The sequence below is a fragment of the Christiangramia lutea genome (assembly GCF_022489035.1).
Classification (GTDB): domain Bacteria; phylum Bacteroidota; class Bacteroidia; order Flavobacteriales; family Flavobacteriaceae; genus Christiangramia; species Christiangramia lutea.
Genome location: NZ_JAKVTV010000001.1, coordinates 898,605 through 917,747 on the forward strand (window position 1 = coordinate 898,605; position 19,143 = coordinate 917,747).

17 protein-coding genes and 1 pseudogene are annotated in these 19,143 nt (G+C 40.7%); 11 read left to right on the forward strand and 7 right to left on the reverse strand.

Translation table 11 applies throughout. The features are described from left to right. Positions 1 to 4: 4 nt before the first annotated feature. The 3 genes from ML462_RS04095 to ML462_RS04105 all read right to left on the reverse strand — a co-directional run bounded on the left by ML462_RS04095 (position 5) and on the right by ML462_RS04105 (position 2,973). Positions 5 to 871 carry a DUF58 domain-containing protein gene (locus ML462_RS04095; RefSeq protein ID WP_240712460.1) on the reverse strand — a complete coding sequence of 289 codons (867 nt, stop codon included), beginning with the start codon at positions 869 to 871 and terminating at the stop codon, positions 5 to 7. Between the two features lie 98 nt (positions 872 to 969). Next, positions 970 to 1,974: an AAA family ATPase gene (locus ML462_RS04100; protein WP_240712461.1), complete on the reverse strand. Its 1,005-nt coding sequence runs from the start codon at positions 1,972 to 1,974 to the stop codon at positions 970 to 972. Between the two features lie 153 nt (positions 1,975 to 2,127). After that, the gene (locus tag ML462_RS04105) at positions 2,128 to 2,973 is read right to left on the reverse strand and encodes a DUF4382 domain-containing protein (RefSeq protein WP_240712462.1); all 846 of its coding nucleotides are present in this window, start codon (positions 2,971 to 2,973) and stop codon (positions 2,128 to 2,130) included. 162 nt (positions 2,974 to 3,135) lie between these two features. Here ML462_RS04105 and ML462_RS04110 point away from each other — a divergent pair, with 162 nt between their 5' ends. The 5 genes from ML462_RS04110 (at position 3,136) to ML462_RS04130 (ending at position 7,337) form a co-directional block, all read left to right on the forward strand. Then, positions 3,136 to 3,885 (forward strand): SDR family NAD(P)-dependent oxidoreductase, encoded by a 750-nt coding sequence (locus ML462_RS04110; protein ID WP_240712463.1) that lies wholly within the window; start codon positions 3,136 to 3,138, stop codon positions 3,883 to 3,885. A 30-nt stretch (positions 3,886 to 3,915) separates the two neighbouring features. Then, the gene (locus ML462_RS04115) at positions 3,916 to 4,305 is read left to right on the forward strand and encodes a four helix bundle protein (RefSeq protein ID WP_240712464.1); all 390 of its coding nucleotides are present in this window, start codon (positions 3,916 to 3,918) and stop codon (positions 4,303 to 4,305) included. Positions 4,306 to 4,338: 33 nt separating this feature from the next. After that, positions 4,339 to 5,475 (forward strand): ATP-binding protein, encoded by a 1,137-nt coding sequence (locus ML462_RS04120; RefSeq protein ID WP_240712465.1) that lies wholly within the window; start codon positions 4,339 to 4,341, stop codon positions 5,473 to 5,475. A 1-nt stretch (position 5,476) separates the two neighbouring features. After that, positions 5,477 to 6,205, forward strand: coding sequence for a metallophosphoesterase family protein (locus tag ML462_RS04125; RefSeq protein WP_240712466.1), 729 nt, complete (start codon positions 5,477 to 5,479; stop codon positions 6,203 to 6,205). Positions 6,206 to 6,332: 127 nt separating this feature from the next. Beyond that, positions 6,333 to 7,337, forward strand: coding sequence for an acyl-ACP desaturase (locus ML462_RS04130; protein WP_240712468.1), 1,005 nt, complete (start codon positions 6,333 to 6,335; stop codon positions 7,335 to 7,337). 153 nt (positions 7,338 to 7,490) lie between these two features. Here ML462_RS04130 and ML462_RS16125 read toward each other — a convergent pair. From ML462_RS16125 to ML462_RS04145, 3 genes and pseudogenes are all read right to left on the reverse strand, one after another. Continuing rightward, a pseudogene (locus tag ML462_RS16125) lies at positions 7,491 to 7,814 on the reverse strand (YkvA family protein); the annotation flags it as partial. 174 nt (positions 7,815 to 7,988) lie between these two features. After that, the gene (amaB, locus tag ML462_RS04140) at positions 7,989 to 9,542 is read right to left on the reverse strand and encodes an L-piperidine-6-carboxylate dehydrogenase (protein WP_240712469.1); all 1,554 of its coding nucleotides are present in this window, start codon (positions 9,540 to 9,542) and stop codon (positions 7,989 to 7,991) included. A 60-nt stretch (positions 9,543 to 9,602) separates the two neighbouring features. Beyond that, a complete protein-coding gene (locus tag ML462_RS04145) occupies positions 9,603 to 10,145 on the reverse strand; it encodes a 3-hydroxyanthranilate 3,4-dioxygenase (protein ID WP_240712470.1) in 543 nt (180 codons plus the stop codon). A 234-nt stretch (positions 10,146 to 10,379) separates the two neighbouring features. On the opposite strand from ML462_RS04145, the gene ML462_RS04150 reads away from it, so the two are divergent. The 6 genes from ML462_RS04150 (at position 10,380) to trxA (ending at position 18,217) form a co-directional block, all read left to right on the forward strand. Continuing rightward, the gene (locus tag ML462_RS04150; protein WP_240712471.1) at positions 10,380 to 11,441 is read left to right on the forward strand and encodes an isoaspartyl peptidase/L-asparaginase family protein; all 1,062 of its coding nucleotides are present in this window, start codon (positions 10,380 to 10,382) and stop codon (positions 11,439 to 11,441) included. 163 nt (positions 11,442 to 11,604) lie between these two features. Continuing rightward, complete coding sequence (locus tag ML462_RS04155; protein WP_240712473.1) at positions 11,605 to 12,087, forward strand: GbsR/MarR family transcriptional regulator; 483 nt, start codon at positions 11,605 to 11,607, stop codon at positions 12,085 to 12,087. 15 nt (positions 12,088 to 12,102) lie between these two features. After that, the gene (locus ML462_RS04160) at positions 12,103 to 13,236 is read left to right on the forward strand and encodes an efflux RND transporter periplasmic adaptor subunit (protein WP_240712474.1); all 1,134 of its coding nucleotides are present in this window, start codon (positions 12,103 to 12,105) and stop codon (positions 13,234 to 13,236) included. A gap of 6 nt (positions 13,237 to 13,242) precedes the next feature. After that, positions 13,243 to 16,374: an efflux RND transporter permease subunit gene (locus ML462_RS04165; protein ID WP_240712475.1), complete on the forward strand. Its 3,132-nt coding sequence runs from the start codon at positions 13,243 to 13,245 to the stop codon at positions 16,372 to 16,374. A gap of 22 nt (positions 16,375 to 16,396) precedes the next feature. Then, the gene (locus ML462_RS04170) at positions 16,397 to 17,794 is read left to right on the forward strand and encodes an efflux transporter outer membrane subunit (protein ID WP_240712477.1); all 1,398 of its coding nucleotides are present in this window, start codon (positions 16,397 to 16,399) and stop codon (positions 17,792 to 17,794) included. Between the two features lie 126 nt (positions 17,795 to 17,920). Beyond that, complete coding sequence (trxA, locus tag ML462_RS04175) at positions 17,921 to 18,217, forward strand: thioredoxin (protein WP_240712478.1); 297 nt, start codon at positions 17,921 to 17,923, stop codon at positions 18,215 to 18,217. On the opposite strand, the gene ML462_RS04180 is transcribed toward trxA, so the two are convergent. Continuing rightward, complete coding sequence (locus ML462_RS04180) at positions 18,214 to 19,143, reverse strand: DUF5996 family protein (protein WP_240712479.1); 930 nt, start codon at positions 19,141 to 19,143, stop codon at positions 18,214 to 18,216. The genes trxA and ML462_RS04180 overlap by 4 nt on opposite strands.

Below are 19,143 nucleotides of genomic sequence, written 5' to 3' on the forward strand. Positions count from 1 at the left end.
TCTTTTAAGCTCTTCTTTTAAAATAGCCCAGCAATTTTTTGACGTAACTCTCGTCTGTTCGGTTATTGATGGTGCCTGCACCACTCACCGAAAAACTCTGGTGAAAATAATTCACCCGATCATGATAATATTTTGAATAAGCCCTGCGAACAGATTTCGAACCGGTATCTACCGTGATATACTCACCCGTCTCCTCATCCTGCATTTGCACCATTCCCAGGTTCGGGATAGATTCCTCCATTTTATCAAAAACTCTGATACCGGTAACATCATGCTTTCCGGAAGCGATCTTGAGAGTGTGCTGGTAATCTTCTGCCATAAAATCTGAAAGCAGAAATACGATCGCCTTATTTTTCATCACATTAGATAGATATTTTAAGGCTCCGGTGATATCGGTATTTTTTCCATCAGGCTGAAATTCGAGAAGCTCCCGAATGATTCGCAAAACGTGAGATCTTCCTTTTTTTGGCGGTATATATAGTTCTATACGGTCTGAAAACAGCATCAAACCAATCTTGTCATTATTATTTGTTGCTGAAAAGGCCAGGGTGGCCGCGATCTCTGTGATCACTTCCTTCTTGATCTGTTCCTGGGTACCGAACATTTCAGAACCTGAAACATCTACCATTAACATCATGGTGAGCTCCCTTTCCTCTTCAAAGACCTTTACAAAAGGCTCATTATAGCGCGCAGTAACGTTCCAGTCTATACTTCTCACATCATCTCCAAACTGGTATTGCCTTACCTCACTAAAGGTCATTCCACGTCCCTTAAAGGTAGAATGATATTCCCCGCCAAAGACATGATCGCTCAGCCTGCGGGTCTTTATTTCGATCTTTCTAACTTTTTTAAGGAGGTCCTTTGTATTCATTTTTTTCAGTGGGCAGTTTTCAGTCTCAGTGCGCAGCCCCAGCTCGAATTTAACTGTTGAATTCACTGCATATTGTGACTGCCGGCTGCTTACTAAGTTTAAGGTACTTCAATTTCGTTTACGATCTTGTTGATAAGATCTTCTGAAGTAATATTTTCAGCTTCGGCTTCATAGGTGATCCCAATCCTGTGACGCAGTACATCATGGACCACAGCGCGGACATCTTCCGGTATCACATAGCCCCTGCGCTTTAAAAATGCATAACATTTTGAAGCAGTAGCCAGGTTAATACTACCTCGGGGAGAGGCCCCGAAACTGATCAAAGGTTTAATGTCTTCAAGATTATATTTCTCAGGAGTTCTGGTAGCAAAGACGATATCGAGGATATATTTCTCAATTTTCTCATCCATATAAACTTCACGCACGGCGCTCTGTGCTCTAAGGATCTGTTCAAGATCTACAACAGGGTTCACTTTTTCAAAGGCACCTTTTAAATTGGCCCTTATGATCAAATGTTCCTCGGCCATTTGAGGATAGTTAATCACGGTTTTTAGCATGAACCTGTCTACCTGGGCTTCAGGTAATGGGTAAGTTCCTTCCTGCTCAACAGGGTTTTGGGTAGCCATTACCAAAAATGGTTTATCCAGACGAAAAGTCTCATCTCCAATGGTTACCTGTTTTTCCTGCATTGCCTCCAGTAAAGCTGATTGAACCTTAGCGGGTGCCCGGTTGATTTCATCTGCAAGGACAAAATTTGCAAAAATAGGTCCCTTTTTAATGCTGAAATCGTTCACTTTCATGTTATAGATCATAGTACCAACTACATCGGCTGGCAAGAGATCTGGAGTGAACTGAATACGGCTGAAGCTTCCATGCACAGCCTGGGATAAAGTATTAATGGCTAAAGTTTTTGCCAATCCGGGTACACCTTCCAGTAGAATATGTCCCTGACCCAGCAAACCAATAAGTAAGCGCTCCACCATATGTTTCTGCCCTACGATCACTTTATTCATTTCGCGGGTAAGCAGGTCTACAAAAGCACTTTCCTTTTCAATTTTCTCGTTAATACTGGCAATATCAACAGATGAATCGTTTTCCATCATGATTTTCAGATTTTGATGTCGTGAATATACGTACTTGTTGTAAGCGTCGCAAATTGAAAATTTATTGGATTTTGGGTTGTTAAAAATAAGTTAAAATAAAAAGGCAGCACCCTAAGGTACTGCCTAAATCTCAAAATTCTGGTTATAGAAATATTAGAGACTTAACTCTCCAAGATCGGTTGTCTCGTTAGGTTTTACTTCAACGGTTCCAATAGCGTAGGTATCCAGGTTGGCATCTGCCTCAGGAATTACTTCAAGACTATATACTCCGGCAGGAACTCCGTTCAATGAGAAGTTTCCTTCTTCATCGGTATAGGCTGAAACCGTAGTAGACTCACCAGTAAGTACAACAAGGCTTTGAACCGACATTTCAAGATCTGCCGGCAACACAATTGCTCCAACCACAACACCGGCATCAGCTTCTGCTGAAAGTCTTATCACGGGTTTAAGGTTGAAACCACCATTACCAGTAGCAACAATAGATTTGTCTACATCAAAATCAAGAAGAAAAGCATAGTTTTCACCTTCTTCAAAATCCTGGTTTAACTGAAGCTTTAATCCAGACTGTTCAGCACTAGGTGTATTTAGTGGTTGTTCAACACCATCTACTATTACAGTGTTCTCAGACCCTAAAATTAAACGCATCTGGCTCACATATCCTGCAGGCACCTCGGTATCTGCAAGCAATTGAGAAACACCTCCGGTTAATTCCAATAGGTCATAAACACCGGTTTGTACGTCTCCAACGCTTACCCATCCGTCACCATCTACATCAGCTTCAGCATCCATTTCATTTTCTGACTGAACCTGAATTTCGATATCTTCGACATCTACGAACACTGCGTCAAAATCCCCGGGAGCATCAGTCATTCTAACTGTTAGGTTAGCGCTACCTCCGGTAGCAGTTTCACTATCATCATCACTACAACTTGTTAATCCTAAAGAAATGAAAGTTGCGATCATTACACTTTTAAAAGTTACATTTTTCAAGTATCTCATAAGTAGATTTTATTAGTTCTGGCTGGAAAACGGCAAGCACCGTGCAAGATTTCCATGAGTCTTTTTATTTAACGAAATTTAACGGAACTTAACCATGCTTTAATAGATGATCGCAATTTGATCCACAATACTTTTATACATTAGAAAACAAATTCAACTAAGATGAAAACTGCCTTGATAACCGGCGCTACCAGTGGGATTGGAAAATCTACAGCCATTAGGTTCGCTTCGGAAGGATTGAAACTTATATTATGCGGAAGACGCCAGGAACGCCTGGAAGAGCTTAAAAACTCCCTGGGTGTGGAAACTTCGGTACACATCCTCAATTTTGATGTGAGGAAAAGGGAGGAAGTTCTACAAAGCATCGATTCACTGCCTCCGGAATTTAAGAACATCGATATTCTTATCAATAACGCGGGGAATGCCCACGGACTGGAACCCATTCAATCTGGATGTATGGACGACTGGGACGCTATGATGGATATTAATGTAAAAGGATTACTTTACGTAAGTAAGGCCATTATACCCGGAATGCTGGAAAGGCAGTCTGGTCATATCATTAACATTGGCTCAACTGCCGGGAAAGAAGTTTACCCTAATGGTAATGTTTACTGCGCCAGTAAGTATGCGGTTGATGCCATTAACCAGGGAATGAGAATAGACCTTAATGGAAACGGCATTCGAGTGGGAGCTGTAAATCCTGGACTCACACAAACCGAGTTCAGCGATGTAAGATTCAAGGGAAATTCAGAAAAAGCTGAAAAAGTGTACCAGGGGTTTGAGGCTTTACAACCGGAAGATATCGCAGACATTATTCATTTTGTAGTTACCAGGCCATATCACGTAAATATTGCCGATCTTACCGTTATGCCCACTGCCCAGGCATCGAGTACGATCGTTCATAAGAATTGATTATTTTTTATTCTTATTATTTATTCAGTTATGGCTCACTACCAAAATTTTGAAGAACTGGAGATTTACAAACTGGCAAGGGCTCAATGCATGAAAGTTTGGAAATTGATAAACGAAACAGATTTATCTAAAGATTATAAGCTAAAAGATCAAATTAATGGTTCTTCTGGCTCAGTAATGGACAATATTGCCGAGGGCTTTGGAAGAGGTGGCAATAAGGAATTTATTCAATTTTTGAGTTTTGCAAGAGGATCCAATCACGAAACTATAGCCCAATTGCAGCGAGCGCTTGATAGAAATTATATTTCACTAGATGAGTATAATAAGCTATTGGACAAATCAGAACTTCTTAATGAACAAATTTCTAAATTCATGAACTACTTAAAATCTTCAGATAGAAAAGGCTCGAAATACGATTAATAAATAATGAGAATAATCAATAACTAATAATCTGTGATCAACAAACGCCTACTTATCAAAAACCTGCTCGCCCATAACGACGAGAACAGCTTTTATGATAAAAAGCGTCAGCTGAATATTGGTGAAAAAGAAGGCAAAGCGAAATTCCTGAAGCATATCTGTGCTCTTTCCAATTCAAATCCCGAAAACAATTCTTACATAGTTATTGGTGTTGAAGATGAAGATAACCGTATTGTAGGCATAGATTTCTTCGACGATAGCAAGATTCAGAATCTGGTGAACGCCTATTTAAGCAATCCACCAATCATATCCTATGAAAATATTCCTTTCCCACATCTTCCGGGCAATCTGGTAGTAGGATTGGTCACTATCAGGCCCAATTATGGTAAGATTTGTTCTTTCAGAAAAAATATATGGAAATATTATGGCGGATCGGTCTTTCTGCGGGATGGCAGCATAAGCATGCCCAAGGTGTTCGATATTGAGATCAAGGATGTAAACTCAGCTTTGGTTGCTTCCATCGAAAATCATTCTCATAATAACATTGAATACACTTTAGACGGGGTCTTCGATTTTATGCAAAAGAGGCGGGACTATAATCCAAAATATAAGGTATTCAAGGAGTATTTTGTGGTGTGCTGGGCAGGAAAGGAGAAAAAGATCAAGAACGAAACCTATTTTTCCAGGGTTGATATTGAACTTATAAACGAACAGGTAAAACTTTTCTATTCAGATCTGGATGAAGTAAGTATCGAACAGGACAAGAACCAGTTTAAGATCATAGAATATGTGCACCTGGGACTTCATGACCAGTTTAAGTATTACCCTCTCGAGGAAGTGGTAATAAGGTTTCGGGATAATGCTACTTATGAAATTCACAGTCAGTTGTTGTTCGTTCCGCCCGAATTTGACAGGAAAACCCTATACCATATCTACAACTCCAATCAGGCACTAATTAGAAAACTTAAAATGGGACAGGAACTGAACAATCTGGAAAAGAAAGACATCAAAAACCTACCTTCTACTTTTTTATTATGTTATTTAAACAATTTTACCGAAGCTTTAACCAAACTGGAGGAAGCCAAACCTTATCTTAAAGCGTATAATAAAGAAGTATACCAGTCTTATAAGGAGAGTATGCGAATTTTAAGAAAGGTAAAATATAATTAGAATGTCTAGAACACTGGTATTCGGAGATCTTCACGGCGGCCTAAAGGCTTTGATACAATTATTGGAAAAAATAAATCTTTCACCCAACGATGTATTGATCTTTCTGGGTGATTATGTAGATGGATGGAGTGATTCTGCCAATACAGTTTCATATCTAATTGAACTTGCCCGGCAAAATTCCTGTGTTTTCGTAAGGGGAAACCATGATGATCTGGTTCATAAATGGCTGGAAACGGGAGAGATGAATCAAAAGTGGCTGGAACATGGCGGGCAATCCAGCCTGGATGCTTATCGTAATTTTACTCAGGAAGAAAAAGAGAGGCATAAGCAGTTCTTCAGGGAAATGGTTAATTATTATCACGATAAAAAAGACCGTTTATTCGTTCATGCTGGATTTACCAATCTTCATGGCCCGGAACTGGAATACTATGAAACCGGTTTTTACTGGGATCGTACCTTATGGGAAATGGCGCTCTCAATTGATAAAGATCTTAAACCGGGAGATGATTTTTATCCGAAAAGATTTCAGCTTTTTAATGAAATATACATAGGGCATACCCCGGTTACAAGAATCGGAGAGACTACTCCGGTAAAAAAAGCCAATATCTGGAATGTAGATACAGGAGCAGCATTTAAAGGTCCAATTTCGGCTCTAGATATAGATACTAAAGAATTATACCAAAGTGATCCCGTCCACACTTTCTACCCCGATGAGCAGGGAAGAAATTAGGCTTTATTTATTACGTCCTCTTAAAGACTATTCATATATTTGAAGTTCAATCCGTTCCAATCCAGATAGAAGTTTAGTGAACTGGTTTAGGTAATGGAGGTTTACCCTATAAAAGAAAAGAATTAAGATGGCTTTAAGCAACATTAGATTAGAAGTGATGAATACTGTCGAAAAATCCGTGCAGGGTTTTATCGACAAATATCTTATTCCTGTTGATGACATCTGGCAACCTACAGATATGCTTCCTAATCTTCAAAGTGAAGAAGGATTTGAAGAAGTACACCAGATTAGAGAGGAAGCAAAGGAATTAGGCTATGATTTTTGGGTGGTTCTGGTTGCCGATATGGTTACTGAAGAGGCACTGCCTACATACGAATCCTGGCTTATGGATATGGAAGGTGTGGAACAGCACGGAAAACAACGTGGGGAACAGAATGCCTGGGCAAAGTGGGTTAGACACTGGACCGGTGAAGAGAACCGCCATGGAGACACCCTGAATAAATACCTTTACCTTTCTGGTAGGGTAGACATGAAGGAAATCGAAAAGACTACTCAGCACCTTATAAATGATGGTTTCGATATTGGAACCGGAAGAGACCCTTACCGAAATTTTGTGTATACAAGTTTCCAGGAACTTGCCACCAATATTTCTCACAAACGTGTTGGACAGCTGGCTAAGAAGAAAGGAAACAAAATGCTTGGTAAAATGTGTAATATCATCGCCGGTGATGAGATGAGACACTATATGGCATACCGAGAGTTTGTTAAAACAATTTTTGAACACGATCCAAGTGAGATGATGCTTGCTTATGTTGATATGATGAAGAAAAAGATCGTAATGCCGGCTCAGTTCATTCGCGAATCCGGACAGGGAATTGCTGAAGCATTTGAGAATTTCTCTAATGCAGCTCAACGTCTAGGTGTTTACACTACCTACGATTATATTGATATTCTTAAGAAACTTAACACTTACTGGGAGATCGACAAAATGAGATCCTTGACCGACGAGGCTGAAAAAGCTCGTGATTACCTGATGGCTCTTCCAGACAGGATGACCAGGATCGCAGACCGTATCGCGATTCCTCAGGATCAGCATAAATTTAAATGGGTTGAAGCAAACGGAATGGTTTAAACAACCTGGAGATATAAAATGAAAAAAGCCTGCTATATCCTAGCAGGCTTTTTTATGCTTTTATGGGAATATTAATTAAGAATTCTGCACACTTCCATCTTTCCAAAGCTTGTAGGTGGCAAGATCCTTTTCCATCAAATTCAGGCAAAATGCAACTACAGCTGCATCATCCAAGTAACCTAAAACAGGTATAAAATCAGGGATCAGGTCTATAGGTGAGAGTACATATAATAAGGCAGCTCCGGCTGCAGCAACTATATTAAAAGGAATTTCGCGATATGCTCCACTGGCATAATCTTTCACCAGTGAAAATAACAGGATCGCATCATCCATATATCTTTTTAATTTTCCTTTGCTTTCAAATTTGTTTAGGATACTCTCTTCCTTATCAATAACCTTCTTTACATCATCCTTCTCAAAATTCTCGGTTCTTTTAGAATGTTCTTCTCTTATTTCTTCTTCAGAAAATTTACCCATATCAATTGTGATTTTTCAATAATGCCGAAAATAAAAATTAATCAAACCGAAGACAAGTTTAGCCTTCCAATTTAAGTTCGATTTAACTTTGAGACATCACTTTAGAGCTCTAGAACTCAGGATAAAAAAAGCCCCGATAAAAACCGGGGCTCCAATTACACTTAATTGACTAAACTACAAGTCAAACTTTATCCCTTGTGCAAGGGGTAATTCTGTGGTATAATTAATAGTGTTCGTTTGTCTTCTCATATATATCTTCCAGGCATCAGAACCACTTTCGCGTCCGCCACCGGTTTCTTTTTCACCACCAAAGGCTCCACCAATTTCAGCTCCGGAAGTACCAATATTAACATTGGCAATTCCACAATCTGAACCTTCCGCTGAAAGGAATCTTTCGGCTTCTCTAAGGTTATTGGTCATAATTGCCGAAGAAAGTCCTTGCTTCACTCCGTTCTGAAGCTCAAGCGCATTGCTTACATCTCCCTTATATTTCATGATATAAAGCACCGGTGCGAAAGTTTCGTGCTGCACGATCTCGAAATGATTTTCAGCTTCGGCGATGGCAGGTTTTACGTAGCATCCGCTTTCGTAACCTTCACCTTCAAGCACCCCTCCTTCAACAAGCACCTTTCCGCCTTCTTCTACTACTTTATCTAAAGCAGCCTGGTAATTCTTCACGGCGTCTTTATCGATTAACGGACCAACATGGTTATTCTCATCAAGCGGATTACCAATTCTTATTTGCTTATATGCATTTACGATCGCATCTTTTACTTTATCATATACATCTTCGTGAACAATTAGCCTCCTGGTGGAAGTACAACGTTGTCCACAGGTGCCAACTGCTCCAAATACAGCACCTATCACTGTATTCTTGATATTGGCATCTGGAGTTACGATAATGGCGTTATTCCCACCTAGTTCTAGAAGCGATTTTCCAAGTCTGGCAGCAACAGCTTGTGCAACTATTTTACCCATTCTGATTGAACCAGTAGCCGAAATAAGCGGTACACGCTCATCTTTGGTCATCATTTCACCTACTTTATAATCACCGGTGATCAAGCTAGAAATTCCAGCAGGTACATTGTTTTCTGCAAAAATTCTGGCTGCAATATTCTGGCAGGCCACTGAAGTCATTGGGGTCTTTTCAGATCCCTTCCAGATACAGGCGTCTCCACATACCCAGGCCAAAGCCGTGTTCCACGACCAAACCGCTACCGGGAAGTTAAAAGCAGAAATAATTCCCACTACTCCTAACGGGTGATATTGCTCGTACATACGGTGTCCTGGACGTTCACTATGCATGGTTAGTCCATAAAGTTGCCTGGATAAACCAACTGCAAAATCGCAGATGTCTATCATTTCCTGAACCTCTCCTAGACCTTCCTGGTAAGATTTTCCCATCTCATAAGAAACCAGCTTTCCAAGTGGTTCTTTCAGTCTTCTTAGCTCATCATTGAATTGTCTTACCACTTCACCTCTTTGCGGTGCCGTCCAGGTTCTCCACTCTTTAAAGCCTTTTTCAGCAGCAGTAATTACCTTTTCATAATCTTCTTTAGTGGTTGATTTTACCTTTCCTATCAGGGCTCCATCAACAGGAGAGTAAGATTCTATTATTTCACCGTTACTAAACCAGTCGGTTCCGGTGGATGTTCCGTTATTGATGTCTTTTAAACCTAAATCTTTCAGGGCTTGTTTAATCCCGAATTCTTCAGCGATTTTGCTCATTAATTTGCGTTTTTATCGATTAATTTGTGTAGTTATTGCGAAAATAGGAAAAAATAAGCTCTATTCCACGTCTGCTGTGAATCGGGAATCTACCGGCATAACCTCCCCGCAATTATCACAGGTTCTCAGGTCATCGCTATTATAAAAATGCCTGAAATGCTTAAGAAAATCGGTTTCAATATCCTGAAGTGGAAAATACACTTCATATAATTTATGGTTACAGTTATCGCAGAACCACATAAGCCCATCCTTACCTTCTTCGCCAATACGCTTACGCTCCACAACCAGGCCAATCGAGTTCTCCCCTCGTTCCGGCGAATGCGGGACCTTAGCCGGGTGAAGGTACATGTCTCCCGGTCCCAGCTCCATGGTTCGCTTACGGCTATCTTCCTGAATATGCACTTTAATATTTCCTTCCAGCTGGTAAAAAAGTTCTTCGGTTTCATTGTAATGGTAATCCTTACGGGCATTTGGCCCGGCTACGATCATTACAATATAATCTCCCGATTCTTTGTATAGGTTTCGATTTCCCACCGGCGGTTTTAAACTCTCCCGGTTCTGCTCGATCCATTTATTTAAATTAAAAGGTCCATCTACTGGCATAATTTCCAATTTTCACTAAAATTAATCATTCCAAACCAGAAAAGGCTCATTATCACGTTAATTTGGGCGCCTGCCAGAGGCACCGCGCTATTCGCTGCAAGTCCTCGCTCCCTACAAAAAGCCGGGCTGCGGGCTTTCCGCTACTATCGCTGGCGCAAATCAACCAAAATTGCCTTGTTTACCGGCATTTACCTTCAATTTTTATTAAATTCCAGCAAATTTAAATCCCAGAACATGAAAAAACTCTTTTTCCTATTCAGTATAATCCTATTCATAGGTTGTAACGATCAAAAAGCAAGCGATTCTCAAGATAATGAAGTACAAAAGACCAAAACCGAACAGGATTCCATTCCTAATTTTGGAATTGTGATACATGGTGGAGCAGGAACCATTTTAAAGGAAAATATGAGCGATTCTCTTGAGCAGGCTTATAAAGCTAAACTTGAAGAAGCCATCAAAACCGGGCACGAGATACTCGCCAATGGAGGTACAGCGATTGAAGCAGTTCAAAGAACCATAAATGTGATGGAAGACAGCCCGCTATTCAATTCGGCTAAAGGAGCTGTTTTTACGAATGAAGGAAAAAATGAACTGGATGCTTCAATTATGGATGGAGAAACCCTCAATGCAGGCGCTGTGGCCGGAGTTACCAATGTGAAAAACCCTATCAATCTTGCTTATGAAGTCATGACAAATTCTGAACATGTATTGCTTTCTGGTAAGGGAGCCGAGCAGTTCGCAAAAGAGCAAGGTCTGGAGATCGTGGATCCAGAATATTTCTACACCAAAAACCGCTACAAATCTATGGAAAGAGCGAAAGAGCGCGAAAAAGAAAAGAATAATAAAACCGCCTTTTACGATTCGTTTATAAAAGATGAAAAATTCGGAACTGTAGGCTGTGCGGCTTTAGACAAGAATGGAAATCTTGCTGCAGGTACCTCGACAGGGGGAATGACCAACAAAAAATATAATCGCATTGGAGACTCCCCTATCATTGGTGCTGGAACCTACGCCAACAACAAGACCTGTGCTATTTCCAGTACCGGTTGGGGAGAGTATTTCATCCGCGGAGTTGTTGCTTATGACATTTCAGCTATGATGGAATATAAAGGCTTATCGCTACAGGAAGCCGCTGCTGAAGTAATCCAGAAAAAACAACCAGAACTGGGAGGAAATGGTGGAATTATTGCTATAGACCATCTAGGCAATGTGGCGATGGAATTCAATACTGCCGGGATGTACCGGGCAACAATGAATAAGAAGGGAGAACTGGAAATAGGTATCTATTCAAAATAAATTGGTTTTAAATAATAATAAGTAGGCTCGCTTTAGGCGGGCCTTATTTAATTCTACCAATCAACAATTGTCAAGGACTTTAATAATGATTAACAAAACTTTAGTTTATTTAGTTCGGTAACTTCCGAACCAATTAAATAATTTTGCAGTTCAAATTTTTAAAATGGACTGTTGCTCCCCTGAAAAACAAAAACTGATTGAAGAAGTCGGGCTGCATTTTGAGAAGACTCAGAATATGGCACCCCTGGCTGCTCGTATCTATGCCATCATGATACTGTCTCCTAACGACGGGCATACTTTTGAAGAGATCATGATGATCACAGAAGCCAGCAAGAGTTCAGTTTCCACACAACTAAATCTGCTAATGCAGACAAAAAAGGTGGATTATTTCACAAAACCCGGCGATAGAAAAAGGTATTTCAAGGCTAGCCGGGCTTATTTGAAAAATACTCTGAAAGAATATCTGGAGAACATTTCAGAAGAGATAAAAATGGTGGAAAAGATCATAAAATTTAATTCTACCTACAATACTGAAAAATTTGAAAGAGATGGTCACATTCCCAAAATGTTCAGGGAGTATCTAATTGCCCAAAAAGAAAACCTGGAAACTACCATTCAGCGAGTTTCAGAATTTGAAAATCACTAAGAATCTAAAATTGCTATGAAAAAGAGAAAGTATTTTCTAATTGTAATTGCTTTAACCAGCCTCGCTGGACTGGTTTCCTGTGGTGAGGGAAATTCAAACGAAAAGTCGGCTTCCTCCGGGCCACCTCCCACCTATCCTGTCCTGGAAGTTCCGCGTAGAACTATTACTTCTTTTAATTCTTATCCTGCGACCATTGAAGGTTCAGTGAACAGTGATGTGAGAGCGAAGGTATCTGGTTATATCACCGATGTTCTGGTTGAAGAAGGTGAAGATGTGAAAAAAGGACAGTTATTATTCAAACTGGAAACAGAATCTCTGAACCAGGATGCTGAAGCTGCCAAAGCCAATGTAAATGCCGCCCGCGTAGAAGTAGAAAAACTAAAACCTCTGGTTGAAAAAGACATAATTAGTGAAGTTCAGCTGGAAACTGCGAAGGCTCAATTGGAACAGGCTAAAAGTAACTACAACAGTATCGTAGCCAATATTGGTTATGCCAATATTAAAAGTCCGGTAGACGGGGTTGTTGGAAAAATAAATTATAGAAAAGGGGCATTGGTAAGTCCGCAGGACCAAATGTCGCTCACACAGGTCTCATCTATAGAAGATGTGTACGCGATCTTTTCTATGAACGAAAAGGATTTTCTCGATTTCATGAGTGATGCTGAAGGAAAAACAACTTCAGAAAAAATACGGAATACTCCTGAAATTAGCCTGATCATGGCTAACTCCAGGGAATATGAAAATAAAGGTAAGATCGAGACGATTTCCGGAAATATCGATGAACAAACAGGTACAGTTTCTTTCAGGGCAAAATTTGAGAATAATGGCCTTCTTAGAAACGGTAGCAGTGGAACAGTAAAAGTTCCAAAAACTTACGATAAAGCGATAGTGGTGCCCAGTCTGTCCACCTACGAAAGACAGGGACAAACCTTTGTTTATAAAATTGCAGCCGACACCTTAACCTCAAGTGCCATTGATATCCTCACAGAAGTAAAAAACCTGTATGTAATAAGTGAAGAAGACGGAGTTAAGGAAGGAGATCTTATCCTGGCCCAGGGTACTGGAAAAGTTAGACCGGGCATGAAGATAACTCCGGAAAAAGTAAGCCTGGATAGTATTACAGGTTCTTTTGAACAGGTATTCAAATAAGGAATTATGCTAAAGACTTTTATAGAACGTCCCGTACTATCTACCGTAATTTCGATCATTATCGTGATTCTGGGTGTATTGGGCCTATCTCAACTTCCGGTAACCCAGTACCCTGATATAGCACCACCAACGGTACAGGTAAGCGCCTCGTATCCTGGAGCAAATGCCGAAACCATCGTGGAGAGTGTGATCATCCCTATCGAAGAACAGATAAACGGTGTGGAAGGGATGAAATATATCACTTCCAGCGCCAGTAATAATGGAACGGCCAACATCCAGGTTTTCTTTGAACAGGGATACGATCCAGACATTGCAGCGGTAAATGTTCAAAACAGGGTGGCACGAGCAAATGCGGTCCTTCCTTCAGAAGTGATTCGTTCTGGGGTTACTACTACAAAGGCGCAGAATTCAGCACTATTATATGCCGGGATCTATTCTACAAATCCCGATTTTGATGACACTTTTCTGCAGAATTACCTCAACATAAATATTAAACCAGAGCTTCAAAGAATCAATGGAGTTGGAGATGTCACGATCTTTGGAGGTAAGGATTATGCGATGAGGATCTGGCTGGATCCGGCAAAAATGGCCAATTATGGCCTGGTTCCTTCAGATGTGACCGCAGCTATTGGTGAACAGAGTTTAGAGGCGGCTGCAGGTTCATTAGGACAAAATGCAGGTGAATCTTTTGAATACGTTCTTAAATATGGAGGTAGATATAAGACGGTTGAAGAATATGCCGATGTGATCATAAAAGCCCAGGAAAACGGAGAATTATTGCGCCTTAAAGATGTGGGAACCGTAGAACTAGGTGCGCAATCCTATTCATCGCTTTCAAAGTCCAAAGGCTATCCTGCTTTAAGTTTCGGGGTATTTCAAACTCCGGGTTCAAATGCCCAGGAGATCATCGAAGAGATCTATGTTCAGCTCGATGAGATGAAAAAAGACTTTCCAGAAGGAGTAGATTATATTGTTAATTACGATACAAATAAATTCCTTACCGCTTCGATCTCTAAGGTACAAACAACCCTTATCGAAGCCTTTTTACTGGTATTCCTGGTAGTTTTCGTATTCCTTCAGGATCTAAAATCGACACTTATACCGGCTATTGCCGTTCCGGTATCTATCATAGGTACTTTTTTCTTTTTGAATTTACTCGGGTATTCCATCAACCTGCTTACCTTATTTGCTTTAGTGCTGGCTATTGGAATCGTGGTGGATGATGCCATTGTAGTAGTTGAGGCTGTACATGCTAAACTTGAAGAAGGTGAGAAAAACCCTAAAAAAGCTTCAGTTTCGGCGATGAGCGAAATTGCAGGCGCGATTGTTTCTATCACCCTGGTAATGGCCGCGGTATTTATTCCTATTACTTTTATACAGGGACCTGCCGGAGTCTTTTATGAGCAGTTTGGAGTTACTTTGATTATAGCTATCCTTATTTCTGCCGTGAATGCTCTTACTCTTAGTCCGGCATTATGTGCGATATTTCTGAAGCCTGAAAAAGAGGAGGATAAAAAGAAAAACCTTTTACAAAAATTCTATGCAGCCTTTGATGCCGGTTTTGAAGCTACTAAAAACAAATATGTAAAGTCTCTTGGCTTCCTTACACGCAATAAATGGGTGAGTTTTGCAATCCTGGGAGTTGCCGCAGGACTCATTTTCTGGGCAAACAGCTCGATCCCTTCAGGGTTTGTGCCTACTGAAGACCGTGGTGTAATATTCGTCAACGGAGACCTGCCACCAGGTTCCTCATTAGATCGATCTTTTGAAACAACTCAGATCCTTTACGACCAGATCCAGGATGTTGAAGGTGTGAGAACGGCCACCGTAATTGCGGGAAGAAACTTTTTTTCGGGCGCGGGTAGTTCGAACTTTATGGGATTCATCATTCTTGAAGACTGGGAAAACCGGGAAACCGAAGAAACCAGTATAGATAATATCATCGCTAAGCTGAATCAGAAATCGGGAAGTATTAGTGATGCCAAAATAATCTATTTCACCCCTCCATCGGTTCCTGGGTTTGGTAGTGCAGACGGATTTGAAATGCAATTACTGGACAGGGAAGCAGGTAGCCTGGAAGATCTGGATGAGACCGCAAACACTTTTGTAAGCAACCTTATTCAACAACCGGAAGTTGCCTATGCATCCAACCCGTTTAGCACCAACTACCCACAGTTGAGAATAGATATAAATACTGCCAAGGCAATGCAGGCTGGGGTTGGAGTGAACGACATACTTTCTGCACTACAGGGATATGTTGGAGGGATTTATACGGCGAATTTCAGCCGTTTCGGTAAGCAATTTCGTGTTTTTGTACAGTCTTTACCTGAGGACAGGATCTCCACGGAAAGCCTCAACAGCATGTTTGTAAGGACTTCGGAAGGACAGATGTCCCCGGTTTCTCAATTTGTAACTCTGAATAGGATCTATGGTCCGCAAAGCATAAGCCGTTTCAACCTTTTCAATGCAGTAGCTATAAATGGTACGGCGATGCCAGGTTTTAGCTCCGGAGGTGCTATCGATGCGATTCAAAGGACCGCAAATGATGTTTTACCAAATGGTTACGATGTTGCCTTTTCAGGATTAACCAGGGAAGAGATCGCTTCTTCAGGACAGGCAGGGATCATCTTCGCCTTAAGTATTGTTTTTGTATACTTCCTGCTGGCTGCACAATATGAAAGCTATTTATTGCCATTTTCGGTGATCCTCTCTTTACCTATTGGAGTCGCAGGGGCCTTCCTTGCAACCTGGCTTACTGATAATCAGAATAATATTTATTTCCAGATCGCATTAATAATGCTGATCGGCTTACTGGCGAAAAATGCCATCCTGATCGTTGAATTTGCCCGGCAACGAAGGTACGACGGACTTTCTATTACCGAAGCAGCCATAGACGGAGCAAAGGTAAGATTAAGACCTATTCTTATGACCTCTTTTGCCTTTATCCTTGGGCTATTACCTCTTGTTCTGGCAAGTGGTGTTGGTGCTGAAGGTAACCGTTCCATTGGAACAGGTGCAGCAGGGGGATTACTGATAGGAACCGTATTCGGGGTATTCGTTATCCCGGTACTATTCATCGTCTTTCAGTGGCTACAGGAAAAGGTGGGTAAGAAACCCGAAACCGTAAAAAATGATTAATCAATTCAGGAAATTGGATAAAATGAAGTCAATATTTAATCTGAAAATACTTATTGCAGGCTTTACTCTTATCAGTCTTCAGTCCTGCTTTGTTGCGAAAGATTATGAACAACCTGAAGTAGTACAAGAAGAAAAGTTCAGGACAGATAATATTGAACAGGATACTCTGAATATGGCCAATGTTTCCTGGAAAGAAATGTTTACCGATCCGCTTCTTCAGGAATATATAGAGACCGGGCTGGAAAACAATATCGATATCAGGATCGCCCTGCAACAAATCATTGCTGCCGAAGCCTATGTAAAACAAGGGAAAGCAGGTTATCTCCCCAGTCTGAACGGAGACGCTACATTCACCCACCAGGAATTATCTGAAAACAGCCAGTTTGGATCTCTTTTTAGTTCAGTAAACCAGTACCAGCTTAGTGCAAGTCTTTCGTGGGAAGCAGATATATGGGGAAAGATCAGAAGTCAGAAACGTGCCTTGGATGCCAGTTACCTGCAAAGTATTGCGGCACATCAGGCGGTCAAGACCAGGCTTATCGCTTCGATCGCTTCCACCTATTACCAGTTGCTAGCTCTAGATGAGCAGATAAGGATCACCGAAGAAACAGTTGCCACACGAGAAAAAAGCCTGGATGCTACCCAGGCCCTTAAGGAAGCCGGCAATCTTACTGAAGTTGGAGTGAAGCAAACCGAAGCCCAGTACTATACTGCTAAAGCAATTCTTATAGACCTTAATAATGAAGAAAGATTACTTGAGAATACTCTTTCTATCCTGCTAGGTCAGGCACCTATGAAGATCGAAAGGACAGATCTAGATGAACAGGAGATCACTACAGAGCTTAATATTGGTGTTCCCGTACAACTTTTAAGGAACAGGCCAGATGTTATTGCTGCAGAATATGACCTTATGAATGCCTTTGAGCTTACCAATGTGGCCCGAAGTAATTTTTACCCGTCTCTTACCTTATCGGCCACCGGTGGACTTCAGGCACTTGAAGCCGAAGATCTATTTAGTGTAAATTCTTTATTTGCCACGGTGATTGGCGGTCTTGCCCAGCCCATTTTAAATGGAAGAAGGATACGAACAGAGTTCGAAGTTTCTGAAGCACAACAGGAACAAGCCAGGCTGGAATTCCGCAGGGCGATCTTAACCGCCAGCAAAGAAGTTTCAGATGCTTTATACTCATACGAAGCTTCCACAGAAAAAATAGAAGTAAAACAGAAAGAATTTGAAGCCTATGACCTGGCCACAGATTATTCGGAGGAATTACTGGTAAATGGCCTTGCGAATTACCTGGAAGTGTTAACGGCGAGAGAGAATGCACTTAATTCAAGCCTCGACCTAACTAATGCCAGGTATAATCAGTTAAAATCTATAGTAGATCTATATGAGGCCCTGGGTGGAGGCTGGAAATAAATTTATTGTTAGTTGTTGGTTGAATGTGACCCTAGCATTTGTGATTCTAGGGTCACTTTTTTTAACCGATCCTTAATGAAGGATTTGAAGTCTTATTCTTAAATTGTATCTACAAATTGAAAAAATATGAAAAGCAGTTTTAGTGAAATCATTAAGAGTGAAACGCCGGTTTTGATAGATTTTCATGCAGACTGGTGTGGACCCTGTAAAACCTTGGCGCCAATTCTTAAGGAAGTTAAAGATGAATTAGGTGACCAGGTGAAAATCGTAAAAATTGATGTTGATAAAAATCAAGAATTAGCTATCAGGTACCAGGTACGTGGAGTACCTACCATGATTCTGTTCAAGAATGGGGAACAAAAGTGGAGACAATCTGGAGTAGTACCTAAACATGAAATTTCCGGAATTATAAAATCGGTTTAAAGTTCGCTGAGAGGCGGAACCTTAAAACCTTCAATATCCCATTCTGCCTGTTCTGCTCCGGCAACATAGGCACTTTCAAGAAATTCTAACAAAACTTTTCGCGGGTTGTCCATTTCGAGTAGATCGGCATAGGTAAGCGCGGCCATAGGAGTGCCATTATTTATGATCCAATTTGCTTTATCTGGTTCTAAAGTTTTAGAATCCAGACCATCAGGTGATGGATAAGTATAGGAATAAAATGCAGGTTCCTGAATATTCTCGTCTCCTGCCCAGAAACCAAAACTTATACATTCATGGCTATAGGCATCTTTATCTGAAATCCTCGAATCCTTAGGCATCGGAGGTGCTTTTTTTCCGGAAAACCTGGTCACGGCGATATCCATGGAATGCCAGTAAAGATGAACGGGACAGGTCTTACCATAAAACCTGCCACTAAATTCCTTAAATACTGAGCTTACCCATAAAAAGGTCTTCCAGTAGGTCATAGCATAACTTTTACTGTAATGCTGCAAATCCTCTATTTCTGAGAACCTTTTTTCAATTCCTAAATCAAAAGGCCGTCCATTGATCTTAACATCGATATCCAACTCTTTCAAAATGCTAATTAGGTAATTATAAAAATCGGAAACACTTAGATGTTTTTCCAATCTGAAAGATCTTATTTCTGCAGTGCTGGTAAAAACCTCAACCCTGTTCTCGAGAATATTCAGGGTTACTGAAAATGATTCGAAACCATCCCGGAACGGTACAGGTCCTGTAGTAAAACCTTTTTCATTTACATAGAGAGTAGTGTACCACCAATGATTTTTACGCGGTGTAAAACACATCCTGATCTTTCCCATTATTTGAAAGAATAAATGCAGGGTAAGTTTTTTCTTTTCGTTCCCCAAATATTTTAATTCCGGTAATTGGTTGGTTTGTCTCAT

Bases quoted from the DNA above. Each gene is read 5' to 3' on its own strand.
- ML462_RS04095 (WP_240712460.1), bottom strand. From the start codon at position 871: ATGAATACAAAGGACCTCCTTAAAAAAGTTAGAAAGATCGAAATAAAG.
- ML462_RS04100 (WP_240712461.1), bottom strand. From the start codon at position 1,974: ATGATGGAAAACGATTCATCTGTTGATATTGCCAGTATTAACGAGAAA.
- ML462_RS04105 (WP_240712462.1), bottom strand. From the start codon at position 2,973: ATGAGATACTTGAAAAATGTAACTTTTAAAAGTGTAATGATCGCAACT.
- ML462_RS04110 (WP_240712463.1), top strand. From the start codon at position 3,136: ATGAAAACTGCCTTGATAACCGGCGCTACCAGTGGGATTGGAAAATCT.
- ML462_RS04115 (WP_240712464.1), top strand. From the start codon at position 3,916: ATGGCTCACTACCAAAATTTTGAAGAACTGGAGATTTACAAACTGGCA.
- ML462_RS04125 (WP_240712466.1), top strand. From the start codon at position 5,477: ATGTCTAGAACACTGGTATTCGGAGATCTTCACGGCGGCCTAAAGGCT.
- ML462_RS04130 (WP_240712468.1), top strand. From the start codon at position 6,333: ATGGCTTTAAGCAACATTAGATTAGAAGTGATGAATACTGTCGAAAAA.
- amaB (WP_240712469.1), bottom strand. From the start codon at position 9,542: ATGAGCAAAATCGCTGAAGAATTCGGGATTAAACAAGCCCTGAAAGAT.
- ML462_RS04145 (WP_240712470.1), bottom strand. From the start codon at position 10,145: ATGCCAGTAGATGGACCTTTTAATTTAAATAAATGGATCGAGCAGAAC.
- ML462_RS04150 (WP_240712471.1), top strand. From the start codon at position 10,380: ATGAAAAAACTCTTTTTCCTATTCAGTATAATCCTATTCATAGGTTGT.
- ML462_RS04155 (WP_240712473.1), top strand. From the start codon at position 11,605: ATGGACTGTTGCTCCCCTGAAAAACAAAAACTGATTGAAGAAGTCGGG.
- ML462_RS04160 (WP_240712474.1), top strand. From the start codon at position 12,103: ATGAAAAAGAGAAAGTATTTTCTAATTGTAATTGCTTTAACCAGCCTC.
- ML462_RS04165 (WP_240712475.1), top strand. From the start codon at position 13,243: ATGCTAAAGACTTTTATAGAACGTCCCGTACTATCTACCGTAATTTCG.
- ML462_RS04170 (WP_240712477.1), top strand. From the start codon at position 16,397: ATGAAGTCAATATTTAATCTGAAAATACTTATTGCAGGCTTTACTCTT.
- trxA (WP_240712478.1), top strand. From the start codon at position 17,921: ATGAAAAGCAGTTTTAGTGAAATCATTAAGAGTGAAACGCCGGTTTTG.
- ML462_RS04180 (WP_240712479.1), bottom strand. From the start codon at position 19,143: ATGAGACAAACCAACCAATTACCGGAATTAAAATATTTGGGGAACGAA.